Here is a 12,704-nt window from a genome sequence, read left to right as displayed (position 1 = left end):
ACCGGGAGGAGACAGGCGCATGTATGTCCTGAATATCGCCAACAAGAACTACTCCTCCTGGTCGCTGCGCGCCTGGATATTGATGAAGGAGCTGGGCATCGCCTTCGAGGAACGGCTCCATCCGTTCACGCCGGAGGGTTCCAGCTTCGAGCGGTTTCGCGAGTTTTCTCCGAACGGGATGGTGCCTTGCCTTGAGGACGGCGCGCTGCGCGTCTGGGACAGCCTGGCCATCGCCGAGTATCTGGCCGAGGTCCATGAGGGTGTCTGGCCTGTCGAACGCGAGGCCCGGGCCTGGGCGAGGGCGGTGTCGTGTGAAATGCATTCGGGATTTTCCGCGCTGCGCAGCCTGTGTTCCATGAGCGTGGGCGTCAGCGTGCGCCTTCACCAGGTCACCTCGGCACTACAGCGCGATCTCGACCGCATCGACGAGATATGGAGCGAAGGCCTCGAGCGGTTCGGCGGTCCGTTCCTGGCCGGTTCAAAATTCGGCGCGGTGGACGCGATGTTCGCCCCGGTCGCCTTCCGCTTTGCCAGCTACGGCCTGTCGGTCTCGCCGCGCGCCATGGGCTGGGTCGAGCATGTCCTGGCCCGTCCGGCGATGACCGACTGGGCGTCGGATGCGTTGAGCGAGCCCTACCGCGAGCCGGGCCACGATGCGGAAATCGCGCGGGTGGGCGAGCTGGTCGAGGACCGGCGCGTGCCTGCCGCCTTCGTGACCGAATAGGCGCCCGGTCAGGGATCGCGCTTGAGCATCCGGCCTTTTTGCACGGCGGCACTGCCGAATTTTTGGCGCGCAGCATCCATGGCCCGCTCCGCCGCGGCGCGCCGGGATGCGTTGGGGTCCAGCAGATCGCCGGCATCGCCGTGGGCCGGCTCGAGTTCCGAATAGCCCGCCCCGATCAGCCGGTAGCGCTGTCCCGGCTTCTCCCGCGCCAGCATCTCGCGCGCATGACGGAATAGCGTGTCGGCCAATTGTGCGCTGTCCGGCAGCGTGCGCCGGCGGGTCAGCGTTCTGAAGTCGGCGGTTTTCAGCTTGAGCGTGACGACCCGGCCGGCGATTGTGCTGTCCTTCATCCGGTCGGCGACTTTCACGCAAAGCGGCCAGAGGCGGTTCTCCAGCTCGTCCAGATTCGAGATATCGGTGTCGAACGTGGTCTCGGCCGAAACGCTCTTGCGCTCGCGCTCCGGGTTGACCGGGCGTGTATCGATGCCCTGGGCCAGGCGCCAGAGGCGCTGTCCGGTCTCGCCATGGCGCTTGATCATGGCGTGCTCGCCCGCCTTGATGACGTCAGAGAGCGTCTTCAGCCCCTCACGTTCGAGTTTCTTCGCAAAGACCGGCCCGACCCCGTAGACCGAGCCAACCGGACGCGGTGACAGAAATGCCCGTGCCTCCGCCTCTCCGATCAGCGCGAAGCCGTCCGGCTTGTCGAGGTCGGACGCTGTCTTGGCCAGGAATTTGTTGAACGACAGGCCCACCGAAACCGTGACGCCGACTTCTTCACGGACCCGGGACTGGAGTTTGATCAAGGTCAGGGCGGGAGCCGCGCCATGCAGACGCTGCGTTCCGGTCAGGTCCAGGAAGGCCTCATCGATGGACAGGGGCTCCACCGCCGGAGTGACGTCCTGCATCATCTCGCGGATGCGCCGCCCCTCGCTGGCGTAAACGTTCATGCGCGGACGGAGCACGACCGCGTCCGGGCACAGCTTGAGCGCCTTGAACATCGGCATTGCCGACTTCACGCCGTACAGGCGGGCGACATAACAGGCCGTCGAGACCACGCCGCGGCGTCCTCCGCCGATTATGACGGGCTGATCTTCCAGCGAAGGATTGTCCCGCTTCTCGATAGCCGCATAGAACGCGTCGCAATCGATATGCGCGATGGAGAGTGTGCTGGCCTCCGCATGGCGTACCAGTCGCCTCGATCCGCAGGTTGGGCAAGCCCGGTCCTGCCCGGACACCGGGTTGAAGCAACGCCGGCACCAGCCTGCAGCGCTATTCATGAGGGGCCCCTCGTGTCCGGCCACAGCCAGGCCGCACCGCGCACGCCGGACGAATCCCCATGCGCATGACGGCAGATGCGTGTGGTGACTTCGTCGGAGAAGACATAGCGCGGCAGAGCGTCGCGGATCGCCGTATCGATGCCCGGGATGTTGGACAGACCTCCGCCAAGCACGATGACCTCTGGATCGAAGATGTTGATCACGCTCGAGAGCCCCCGCGCTACCCTATCGTGGTGACGTTCAAGCGTTGCCAGAGCCGCTCTGTCTCCGGTCGATGCACGGCCGGCGATTTCGGCGGCGGCGAGGGTCTCTCCGGTTTCACGCTGGTGGTCTGCAGACAGGCCGGGGCCCGAACACCAGGCCTCGATACAGCCATCGCGGCCGCACTTGCAGCTCGGCCCGGGCGTCTCTTCCGCAGATGACCAGGGTAAACCGGTATGGCCCCACTCGCCGCCGAGCCGGCCGCTTCCTTCAATCAACTGGCCATTCAGAACCATGCCCCCACCCACGCCCGTACCGAGGATGACGCCGAAAACTGATCCCGCTCCGGCACCGGCGCCATCGCGGGCTTCCGAGAGCGCAAAGCAGTTTGCATCGTTGGCGAGACGCACCGGCCGTTCCAGTGTCCGCGCCAGATCCGCGTCCAGACGGTGGCCGTTGAGCTCGGTGGAGTTGGCGTTGCGCATCAGCCCTGTGCGCGGATTGAGCGAACCGGGATGCCCGATCCCGGCAGGTAGCGGAGCTGCCACTCCGGCCTCTGCTTCGATCGCGTGTACCAGGGATCGTATGGCGTCCAGCTTGGCCAGATAGTCACTCGGGGTCGCGACCCGGCGGCGGGCCATAATCTGACCTTGATCGCCCAGAATGATCGCTTCGATCTTGGTGCCTCCAAGATCCACGCCGAGACGCGCCATAAGCCGCTTTCCTGCTTGTGAAAAACCTTAACAGTTCTTATCTTGTTCCTTAACCAACCGGAAGCATCGGACTCATCGTTGATTAAGGAAGATCGTGTTTAATCCCTCGTGGATGGGTAGACAGCCAACGCCAAAAACGGGCGGGGTGACACGGGGAGGTGCGGGAGCGCCATGCTGCAGGTCATGACCAAGAAAGTTCTGATTGTCGAAGACAACGAGCTTAACATGAAGCTCTTTCGTGACCTGCTCGAAGCCCATGGCTACGAGACGTATCAGACTCGTGAAGGGCTCAAGGCGCTGGACATGGCGCGTGAACACAAGCCCGACCTGATCCTGATGGACATCCAGCTTCCCGAAGTCTCGGGCCTGGATGTGACCAAGTGGATCAAGAATGACGACGAACTCTCCGAGATTCCTGTCGTTGCGGTCACCGCTTTCGCGATGAAGGGCGATGAGGAGAGAATCCGTCAGGGCGGGTGCGAGGGCTATCTGTCGAAACCGATTACGGTCAGCACATTCATCGCCACCGTCCGAAGCTTTCTCGACTAACAGGAGCGAGCATGAGCGCGCGGATTTTGATCGTCGATGACATCGAGACAAACCGCAGGCTCCTCGAAGCGCGGCTCTCGGCAGAGTATTTTGAAGTTCTTTGCGCAGCCGACGGTCAGGAGGCGCTCGATCTGTGTGTCGAGCAGACACCGGACCTCGTCTTGCTCGATGTCATGATGCCCGGCATGGACGGGTTCGAGACCTGCCGGCATTTCAAGAATAATCCGGTCACCCGGCACATTCCCGTCATCATGGTCACGGCGCTCGACGAGCGCGAGGACCGGATCAAGGGATTGGAGGCTGGAGCCGACGACTTCCTGACCAAGCCGCTCGATGATGTCGCGCTTTTTGCGCGTGTGCGATCCCTTCTGCGTCTCAAGCAGCTGACCGACGAGTTAAGGGTGCGCGAGCGCAGCCTGGATACCGAGGGCGAGCCCGTTCTTGATGTCGAAGTGCCGTCGGGCGCGCATATCGCAGTTGTTGCCGTTGACGACCGAACGGCGGCTCGCCTGGCCGCGAAGCTGCCTGACGATGTCGCCGCTCAGAGCTTCGGTGACCCGCGAGATGCCGTTCAGGCAATCGGGGCAGGCGTGGACCTCGTTGTTGTCGATCTGACCTCGAAGCATTTTGACGGTTTGCGCGTGTGTGCTCGCGTGCGCTCAGACGCCGCCACGCGCAACACGCCGATATTGGCCGTGGTCGATCCGGATGCGCGCGATCAGATGGTGCGCGCTCTCGATCTTGGTGTGAATGACGTAGTCACCCGTCCGGTGGATGCCGGGGAATTGGCGGCTCGTATTCGAACCCAGCTGCGCCGCGCGCGGTATGCCGACAAGCTGCGTGACCGGCTCGACGAAAGTCTCGAACTCGCCGTCACCGATCCGTTGACCGGCCTGTTCAATCGCCGCTACCTCGCCTCGCGTCTGGATCAGGCGGCGGAGGGGTTCGCCCGTGTGGGCGAACCGCTCAGCGTCATCTTGTTCGACCTCGACCAGTTCAAGGAGGTCAATGACAAACACGGTCACGCCGCCGGCGATTTCGTGCTCAAGGCATTTGCCGACACGTTGAAGAGCCAGCTTCGCGCGATCGATATCGCCGGCCGTTTTGGCGGCGAGGAGTTTCTCGTTATTTTGAAGGATACGGCGGCCGACTGTGCTGCGGATGCGGCCGAGCGCGTCCGGGCCGCCGTGGCGCGCCAGGATTTCAGCGTCAAGGCGACTGGGGATACGCTCAACGTCACGGTCAGTGCCGGTGTCGCTCAGATGCGGGACGGGGAAACGGTCGGCCAGCTGCTCGATCGGACCGACGCGGCGCTGTACGACGCCAAGAACGGCGGGCGCAATCAGATCGTCCTATCACGCGCAAAGGCGGCCTGACTTCACTGCCCCAGAGTCCTGGACATGCGAAAAGGCCGCAGCGGGCGCTGCGGCCTTTTTGATCAGGCGTTGTGAAAGGCGCAGATCTTACTTGATCTTGCCTTCTTTGAATTCGACGTGCTTGCGAACGACCGGGTCGTACTTCTTCAGGACGAGCTTCTCGGTCATCGTGCGCGCGTTCTTCTTCGTCACGTAGAAATAGCCCGTGCCCGCCGTGGAGTTCAGACGAATTTTGATCGTGGTAGGTTTAGCCATTGTCGCGCACCTAAAGAAAATCTGGGCGCGCCGAACCTGATCCGGCGCTGCGAGCCGCGGAACATACCCGCAAAGCCTGTTGTGTCAATGCCGCCGACGCGTGAATACCAGCCCGGCGATAGCCAGATACAGTGCCGCGGTTGCCGCGAAGGCGATCATGAGGCCGCCGGGGTTCATCAGCTCCATTGCCGTGCCGGAAACCGGGGGACCTGCCAGCTGCCCGGCGCCGTAGGAGAAAATGAAGGCGGCATTGCCCATGGCGAACATGGACGGGGTGAGACGCTCACCCATCATGGCCAGGCCAAGCGTGTAGAACGCCCCGGCGATCCCGCCATAAACGAAGATGAGCGGGAAAAGCAGCGGTTTGAACGCACCGACCCAGAGCAGGACAAGTGGCAGCGCGACGCTGATCGCCGCCACCTGCAGCAGGGTGGCGGCACGACCCTGCCGGTCGGCAAGCTGGCCGATCGGGATTTGCAAGGCGATTCCGCCTGCGGCACCGGCGAAAGCGAGCAGACCGACCGTGCCGACACTGAGGCCCAGGCGCTCTGCATAAACGGGCAAGAGCGAGAATATTCCGGTCTCCAGTGCGCCGAAGAGCAGCCCGGCCAGAATTGCGATGGGCGCGAGGCGTACAGCGGCGAGCATGGCGCGCGGGCCGGCCTCCTTCATGTCCGGTGCCATGAGATCCGGCCCACGCAGGAGCAGGATCGGGATCGCGCCGAAGAGATAGATCGCGCCCCCCACGAGCCAGGGCAGCCAGCCCGACGCGCCCAGCGTGGCCAGAAGCAAACCGCCGACTGCGAAGCCGCCCGACAACACGGTGGCGTAGACAGCGAGCAGGCTTGCACGGCGTTCCGGGCGAGCGAGTTGATTGATCCAGGTTTCGCTACCGACAAACACGACCGTGATCGTCACGCCGACCGCAAAGCGCAGCACGAACCAGAGTGTCACGTCGCGCATGAGCGGAAAGAGAACGAGGACGCCAGCGCTGAGTACGAGGCTGACGACCATGGCCCCGCGCGCCCTGAAGCGCGACAGGAGGGCCGGGATGAAGGGCGTTGCTACCATGGTCGAGAGCGCCGCCGCAGCGGCGTTGGTGCCGACGACCACGGCCGAGCCTGTCATCATTTCCAGATTGAGCGCGACCAGCGGCATCAAGAGGCCGAAACCGCAGCCCGACAAGGCTGCGGCAAGCATCGCCGCGGCCAGCGAGCGGGCACGTCCATAGGCAGGATCGGTCAGGCGGCGCAGCATCATCCGCGCGCTTATAACCGGGACTGGCGTTGGCGTCCCTCCCGCCATGACACCAGGAGAGGCCTCGGGCGACCACCCATGGCCGATAACGACATTGAGGCAAATGCCTCCAGCCCCGTCCCGTTGAGAGCCCTGTCGGCTGCTTCAGGGGTCATCCATATCGTGCGGTCGCAACTGCCCCGAATCTTCAGTGAGTTGGTCACCCGGGCAACCGGTGCCGCGAAGACACGAACATGCTGGCGCGATTGTGCGTCGGTCGGCGAAATCATCCGCCCCAGATAGGTCAGCGCGCTTCGGTCAGGTTCAAGCCGGTGGCGCGCGAGGCGCGACCACAGGCCGGATCGGGTTCGCGGGCCGACCGGGTGAAGCACCGGCCGGGCAATGAGCATGCCGAGGCATTCGAAACCGGACCGCAGCGCAGCATCCATGAAGGCACCGGCGCGCAATTCAGCGGCGCCGAGGCGCTTGCGGCTGATCCGCGGAGAGTCGGCCTGACGCCCGTCGGCGGCCTCTAGCGGGACCATGGGCAGCATCAGGCGGTCGCCGATCCGGCCCAAGGCGAGCTTGCGCGAATGCGGGTCGCCCACGATGAGCGCGCTCATGTCTCTGGGCCGGGTGCTCACAGCTCCTCCAGTGCGAGGCCGGAGCGGGTGGGGCGTGCCCACCGGATCGGAGCCTTGCCTTTGAGATGTTCACTCAACTCGCCCAGAACGAAGCGGGTGACCATCGGAATGTCCAGGCCATGGGCGTCGTCCAGGGAGACCCAGCGCAGATCCTCCAGCTCGCCTGAGCCGGCGAGTGCCGTGCTGCCGTGAAGGTGTTCTGCATCGGCCCGGAAGAAGAAGGCGTCAAACCGTCTCGGGCGGCCCGGCGGGGTGATGGCACGCGTGACTAGCTGGAGCGGCGCGGCGGTCGGTGCCGCGCCGGCTTCTGCAAACGGCGCCCAGTCGCGCGAGGGCTTTTCGATCGGGCGCGGTTCGGCGAGCAGCAGCCCGGTCTCCTCGGCAGTTTCGCGGATGGAGGCGGCCGCCGCAGCGCGGGCGCGGCGCTCCGTCAGCACGCGCGTCAGTACACCCATGACCTCGCTTCCCGGTTCCCGGGCGAGGGGGGCGAAGCCATCGCGCCGATCGACACGTCCGCCAGGGAAGACGTATTTCTGCGGCATGAAGACGTGGCCTCCCGACCGCCGGCCGAGAAGGAGCTCGGTCTCGCCGTTATGGCGCTCGCGCGTCAGGATCAGCGAGGCTGCCAGCTTGGGGCGCAGGGCGCGCGGTTGTGCGGTCGTCTTGGCGATGGGGCTACCGTCGGGGCTTCGATCGTCGCGGCGGCCGTGAGCCCGGCTTCTTCTTCTGAGAACCGGGAGGGCCGCGCCGACTCCTACTACTACTCTTACCACGACCACCTTTACCCGATTCCGGGGGGGTGAGGATTTCAAGGAGCAGTCCGCCGGTCAGCGGGGTCGCCTCGACCAGACGCACGGTCACCTCTGCGCCCAGCCTGTAGGTGGCCCCGGTCCGGTCTCCGACCAAGGCGTGTGCGCTCTCGTCGTGACGGAAGAACTCGTTGCCGAGCGTCGATATCGGCACCAGCCCGTCGGCGCCGGTATCCTTCAGGCGCACGAAGGCGCCGAAGCGTGTGACGCCGGTAATGCGCCCGGAAAACTCCTGGTCGACCCGGTCGGCCAGCCAGCCGGCGATGAAGCGATCGGTCGCATCGCGCTCTGCCGCCATGGCGCGGCGCTCGTTGGAGGTGGTCTCTTCCGCGATCGCCTGAAGCTGGCTGCGTTCCTCGTCGCTCTGCCCGCCGTCGCCCAGGTCGTAAGCGCGGATCAGCGCCCGGTGGACAGTCAGATCAGCATAGCGGCGAATCGGCGAGGTGAAGTGCGCATACTTGGCAAGGTTCAGTCCGAAATGGCCGATATTCTGGGTGTCGTAGACCGCCTGGGACTGGCTGCGCAGAACGACCTCGTTCACGGTCTCGTAGTGATCGCCGCCTCGCGCGGCATCCAGCACGCGGTTGAACCGGGCCGGGGTGACGCGGTCGCCCTTGGTCCAGGATAGACCGACAGTGGGAAGGAAATCGGAGAAGTTCTCGAGCTTTTCCGATCCCGGCTCGTCGTGGATCCGGTAGATGAGCGTCATGCGCTTTTCTTCCAGGGCCTCTGCGGCAGCGACGTTGGCCTGGATCATGAATTCTTCGATGAGCTTGTGCGCATCAAGGCGTTCGCGAGTCTCGATACCGGTGACGCGGCCATCCTCGCCAACCTTCACCTTGCGCTCAGGGGCATCGATTTCCAGCGGCTCACGACGCTCTCGGCCCGCCTTCAGAGCCCCATAGGCTCCCCAGAGCGGCTCAAGCACGTCTTTTCGCAGCGTTTCGGCCCGGCCCTTGCCCCGGCCGTCAATTGCTGCCTGTGCCTCTTCATAGGCCAGTTTCGCGTGGCTTTTCATCCAGCCGCGAATGAAGCGGTGGGCCCGCTTGTGGCCCTTGGCATCGAAGACCATGCGCACGGCGAGACAGGGCCGTTCCTGATCCTCGACCAGCGAGCACAGATCGTTCGACAGCCGTTCGGGCAGCATGGGCACGACGCGGTCGGGCAGATAGACCGATACGCCGCGCTTGCGTGCGCCGCGATCCAGCGGAGAGCCGCCGTCGACGTAGGTGGCGACGTCGGCGATCGCGACGTAGACGATCCATCCGTTTTCATTGGCAGGATCGGTATCGGGCAGGGCGCAGACGGCATCGTCATGGTCACGGGCCTCGACCGGGTCGATGGTGATCAGCGGGATGTCGCGCATATCCTCGCGACGGCCCTGGCGCGCCTCTTTGAGCTTCTCGGTATAGGCGAGCTCGGCGTCAGAGAACGCCTGGGGAATATCGTGTTCCTCAAGGGCAATGATGGAGCCGGCACGCGGGCTGTTGGCCGAGCCGAGAATTTCCTCGACGACTGCCGATTTCAGTCCGTGGTGACGCCCGCCGGCGATCCGAACCAGAACCAGGTCACCGTCTTCCGGCTTCAGCTTGTTGTCCCGGGCGAGGATCAGGTCATGCTTGTTGCGCTTGTCGACCGGCTTCAGGCGCGAGCCGCGCCCGCTGCTGCTGACCTGGAAGACACAGAGCATGCGATTGGCGCGCTCTTCGCCGGACAGACGCTTGATCAGGCGCGCTTCATAGCTGCCATCGGCAAGGCGTTCGAGACGGGCCAGTACCTTGTCGCCGATCCCGAGCGCATCGCCGCTCCTGCCGGATCCCTCGCCTGGAGCGAGCCGGATGGTGGGGCCTTTCAGCTCTTCCTTGACCGGGTCGGCGAGCAGCTCACCGTCGATGTCGGTGTCGATCACCTCAAGCACCGTCACAGGCGGCAGGTCTGCGCCGACCACGTATTCCTTGCGACCGGTCTTGCGGATTGCGCCCTCGACCTCCAGCGTGCGCAGCGCTTCCTTGAGGGCCACACGCTGTTCGCCTTTCAACGAAAGGGCGCGAGCGATCTCGCGCTTGGTAAAACGTCCCTCTCCAAGCTTGATCGTCTCGATCAGCGCGTCGCGGGTGAATCCGCCGGCCTTGAATGGGTTATCGGTCAATTCTCGGACTTTGCCTTTGTCGTGGATCCCGACGATTTCGATGCAGTCTTCTTCGTCGCGCTGGTCTTCGAGGCGGTCGAACTCTTGGCGGTTGCCGATTTCGCCGTCTTCGACTTGGCCGTCTTCGACGCAGCGCTCTTGGCCTTGGCAGGTTTCGCCTTGGTGGCAGCTTTCGAAGAACGCTTCGCCGGGGCTTTACGTTTCGTCCCGCCGCCCTTGGCCGCCTTTGCGGCGATCATCTCGACAGCCTGCTCCAGCGTGACGCTTTCCGGATCGAGGTCCTTGGGCAGGGTCGCGTTGACCTTGCCGTGCTTCACGTAAGGACCGTAGCGCCCTTTCATGACCTGGATCGGACCGCCCTGTTCAGGGTGTTCGCCCAGCTCCTTGAGCGGGGCAGCGGCCGCGCCGCGTCCGCGCGGATTGGCCTTCTTTTCCTCGATCAGGGTGACGGCCCGGTTCAAACCGATCTCGAAGACCTCATCGATGGATTCCACATTGGCGTAGGTCTTGCCATGCTTGACGAAGGGACCGTAGCGCCCCAGGCCCGCCTCGATCACTTCACCGTCTTCGGGGTGCTTGCCGACTTCGCGCGGCAGGCGCAGCAGCATGAGGGCCTTGTCGAGATTGATGTCCTCAACGCTCCAACCTTTGGGCACGGAGGTCCGTTTCGGCTTGTCCTCGCCCGGAAGGGCCACTTCGACATATGGCCCGAAGCGTCCATCCTTGAGATAGACCGTTTGACCGGACTCCGGGTCTTCGCCCAGCTCGCCGTCGCCTTCGATGCCGTTGCCGGACCCGTCTGCCCCGCCGAGCTGGCGGGTGAAGCGGCAGTCGGGGTAGTTGGAGCAGCCCACAAACGCCCCGTGTTTTCCGAGACGCAGCGAGAGCGCGCCTTCGCCGCATTTGGGGCAGATGCGCGGATCCGAGCCGTCCTCGCGCTCGGGATAGATGAGCGGCGCCAGAGCCTCGTTCATGGCATCGATCACGTCGCCAATGCGCAGGTCGGCAATGCTCTCCACGCTGGCAGAGAAATCGGTCCAGAACCGGCGCAGCAATTCCTTCCAGTCCAGATCGCCGGAGGAGACCTTGTCGAGCTGGTCTTCCAGATCCGCAGTGAAGTCGTATTCGACGTAGCGGGTGAAGAAGTTTTCCAGAAACGCGATGACGACCCGGCCCTTGTCCTCGGGCACGAAGCGCTTGTCGTCCATCCGCACATAATCCCGGTCGCGCAGCACCGAGAGAACCGAGGCGTAGGTGGAGGGCCGGCCGATGCCGAGCTCTTCCATACGCTTGACGAGCGACGCCTCGGTAAAGCGCGGCGGCGGCTGGGTGAAGTGTTGCTCGGTATGGGTCTTGTCTGCGGTGGCCTCGGCACCCTGTTCGACCTTGGGCAGACGGCTTTCCTGCTCGTCTTCCTCGTCGTCGCGCCCTTCCTGGTAGAGCGCGAAGAAGCCGTTGAAGGTCACGACCGTGCCCGTGGCGCGCAGGGCGAGCGTGGTGTCCTTGTTCTCCAGGTCGATCGTGGTGCGTTCCAGGCGCGCACTTTCCATCTGGCTGGCCATGGCGCGCTTCCAGATCAGCTCGTAGAGGCGGGCCTGGTCGCTATCCAGACGGATCGCGCCGGGCTTGCGCGAGAAGCTGGTCGGGCGGATGGCTTCGTGCGCTTCCTGCGCATTCTTCGCCTTGGACGAATAGGCGCGGGGCACGTCCGGCACATAGTCGTCGCCATAGGTGTCCCCGATGACGGAGCGCGCTGCGGCCACGGCACTGCCGTCCATCTGCACGCCGTCTGTCCGCATATAGGTAATGAGACCGACCGTCTCGCCGCCAATGTCGACACCTTCATACAGGCGCTGCGCGGTGCGCATCGTGCGGGCCGCATCGAAGCCGAGCTTTCGCGACGCTTCCTGCTGGAGAGTGGACGTCGTGAAAGGGGGAGGCGGGTTGCGCCTGGTCGGTTTGGCCTCGACTGCCGCGATGGTGAACTCGGCAGTCTGGATGGCGCTTTCGGCGGCGCGCGCACGCGTCTCGTTCTTGACCGACAGGCGCGTAATCTTCTGATCTTCGAACCGGGTCAGCCTGGCGCGGAAGGTGTCGCTTCCACCCGATCGCATATCCGCTTCGATGGACCAGTATTCTTCCGGCTTGAAACGCTCGATCTCCGATTCCCGCTCGGTGATGAGACGCAGTGCCACTGACTGCACGCGCCCCGCCGAGCGGGAGCCTGGAAGCTTGCGCCACAACACCGGGGACAGGGTGAAGCCGACCAGATAGTCGAGCGCGCGGCGCGCCAGATAGGCCTCCACCAGCTCCATGTCGATTTCGCGCGGATTGGCGATGGCGTCCTGAACGGCCTTCTTGGTGATCGCATTAAAGGCCACGCGCTGGATCTGCTTGCCCTTAAGAGCGCGGCGCTTCTGCAACGCTTCGAGCAGGTGCCAGGAGATCGCTTCGCCCTCGCGATCCGGGTCAGTGGCCAGAACGAGCGTATCGGCCTCTTTGAGCGCGTCGGCGATTGCTTTCAGCTTGGGCGCCGACTTGGCGTCGACTTCCCACTCCATGGCAAAATCCTCGTCCGGGCGGACGGAACCATCTTTCGCCGGCAAGTCACGTACATGGCCAAAACTGGCCAGCACGATGTAATCCTTGCCGAGATACTTGTTAATGGTCTTGGCTTTGGCCGGAGATTCGACGACGACAACTTGCATGAATACTGACTCGGGAAATATGGCACGACCGGAACACCCGGCGAACGGCGGGGGAAGTTGGGC

At 64.2% G+C, this 12,704-nt stretch carries 11 protein-coding genes; 3 read left to right on the top strand and 8 right to left on the bottom strand.

Going from position 1 to position 12,704, the window contains the following annotated elements; translation table 11 throughout:
• Positions 1–19 precede the first annotated feature (19 nt).
• A complete protein-coding gene (locus E5162_RS13410) occupies positions 20–724 on the top strand; it encodes a glutathione S-transferase family protein (RefSeq protein WP_135945785.1) in 705 nt (234 codons plus the stop codon).
• A gap of 8 nt (positions 725–732) precedes the next feature.
• Here E5162_RS13410 and E5162_RS13405 read toward each other — a convergent pair whose 3' ends face one another.
• Positions 733–2,001 (bottom strand): DNA polymerase IV, encoded by a 1,269-nt coding sequence (locus tag E5162_RS13405; RefSeq protein WP_135945784.1) that lies wholly within the window; start codon positions 1,999–2,001, stop codon positions 733–735.
• The gene (locus E5162_RS13400) at positions 1,998–2,915 is read right to left on the bottom strand and encodes an ROK family protein (RefSeq protein ID WP_135945783.1); all 918 of its coding nucleotides are present in this window, start codon (positions 2,913–2,915) and stop codon (positions 1,998–2,000) included. The genes E5162_RS13405 and E5162_RS13400 overlap by 4 nt, the downstream gene beginning before the upstream one ends.
• Positions 2,916–3,098: 183 nt before the next feature.
• On the opposite strand from E5162_RS13400, the gene E5162_RS13395 reads away from it, so the two are divergent.
• Positions 3,099–3,464: a response regulator gene (locus tag E5162_RS13395; protein ID WP_135945782.1), complete on the top strand. Its 366-nt coding sequence runs from the start codon at positions 3,099–3,101 to the stop codon at positions 3,462–3,464.
• An 11-nt stretch (positions 3,465–3,475) separates the two neighbouring features.
• Positions 3,476–4,840: a PleD family two-component system response regulator gene (locus tag E5162_RS13390; RefSeq protein WP_135945781.1), complete on the top strand. Its 1,365-nt coding sequence runs from the start codon at positions 3,476–3,478 to the stop codon at positions 4,838–4,840.
• Between the two features lie 87 nt (positions 4,841–4,927).
• Here the strand turns inward: E5162_RS13390 and rpmG are convergent, their stop codons facing one another.
• The 6 genes from rpmG to topA form a co-directional block, all read right to left on the bottom strand.
• The gene (rpmG, locus tag E5162_RS13385; RefSeq protein ID WP_135945780.1) at positions 4,928–5,095 is read right to left on the bottom strand and encodes a 50S ribosomal protein L33; all 168 of its coding nucleotides are present in this window, start codon (positions 5,093–5,095) and stop codon (positions 4,928–4,930) included.
• Positions 5,096–5,179: 84 nt separating this feature from the next.
• Positions 5,180–6,355: an MFS transporter gene (locus tag E5162_RS13380; protein ID WP_135945779.1), complete on the bottom strand. Its 1,176-nt coding sequence runs from the start codon at positions 6,353–6,355 to the stop codon at positions 5,180–5,182.
• Between the two features lie 8 nt (positions 6,356–6,363).
• Positions 6,364–6,954 carry a hypothetical protein gene (locus tag E5162_RS13375; protein WP_135945778.1) on the bottom strand — a complete coding sequence of 197 codons (591 nt, stop codon included), beginning with the start codon at positions 6,952–6,954 and terminating at the stop codon, positions 6,364–6,366.
• Positions 6,955–6,971: 17 nt separating this feature from the next.
• Positions 6,972–7,592: an NUDIX hydrolase gene (locus E5162_RS13370; RefSeq protein ID WP_233342104.1), complete on the bottom strand. Its 621-nt coding sequence runs from the start codon at positions 7,590–7,592 to the stop codon at positions 6,972–6,974.
• A 58-nt stretch (positions 7,593–7,650) separates the two neighbouring features.
• The gene (gene rnr / locus E5162_RS13365) at positions 7,651–9,933 is read right to left on the bottom strand and encodes a ribonuclease R (protein WP_135945777.1); all 2,283 of its coding nucleotides are present in this window, start codon (positions 9,931–9,933) and stop codon (positions 7,651–7,653) included.
• Positions 9,930–12,641 carry a type I DNA topoisomerase gene (topA, locus tag E5162_RS13360; protein ID WP_135945776.1) on the bottom strand — a complete coding sequence of 904 codons (2,712 nt, stop codon included), beginning with the start codon at positions 12,639–12,641 and terminating at the stop codon, positions 9,930–9,932. Before topA ends, rnr begins: the two co-directional genes overlap by 4 nt.
• Positions 12,642–12,704: the final 63 nt, after the last annotated feature.

This window comes from Marinicauda pacifica (genome assembly GCF_004793635.1).
GTDB classification, from domain to species: Bacteria; Pseudomonadota; Alphaproteobacteria; order Caulobacterales; family Maricaulaceae; genus Marinicauda; species Marinicauda pacifica.
This window is presented reverse-complemented; position numbering and strand designations above follow the sequence as displayed.

Excerpts from the sequence above, each read along its gene's own strand:
- topA (WP_135945776.1), bottom strand. The coding sequence starts at position 12,641 with ATGCAAGTTGTCGTCGTCGAATCTCCGGCCAAAGCCAAGACCATTAAC.
- E5162_RS13400 (WP_135945783.1), bottom strand. The coding sequence starts at position 2,915 with ATGGCGCGTCTCGGCGTGGATCTTGGAGGCACCAAGATCGAAGCGATC.
- E5162_RS13380 (WP_135945779.1), bottom strand. The coding sequence starts at position 6,355 with ATGATGCTGCGCCGCCTGACCGATCCTGCCTATGGACGTGCCCGCTCG.
- E5162_RS13405 (WP_135945784.1), bottom strand. The coding sequence starts at position 2,001 with ATGAATAGCGCTGCAGGCTGGTGCCGGCGTTGCTTCAACCCGGTGTCC.
- E5162_RS13390 (WP_135945781.1), top strand. The coding sequence starts at position 3,476 with ATGAGCGCGCGGATTTTGATCGTCGATGACATCGAGACAAACCGCAGG.
- E5162_RS13410 (WP_135945785.1), top strand. The coding sequence starts at position 20 with ATGTATGTCCTGAATATCGCCAACAAGAACTACTCCTCCTGGTCGCTG.
- E5162_RS13395 (WP_135945782.1), top strand. The coding sequence starts at position 3,099 with ATGACCAAGAAAGTTCTGATTGTCGAAGACAACGAGCTTAACATGAAG.
- rpmG (WP_135945780.1), bottom strand. The coding sequence starts at position 5,095 with ATGGCTAAACCTACCACGATCAAAATTCGTCTGAACTCCACGGCGGGC.
- E5162_RS13375 (WP_135945778.1), bottom strand. The coding sequence starts at position 6,954 with ATGAGCGCGCTCATCGTGGGCGACCCGCATTCGCGCAAGCTCGCCTTG.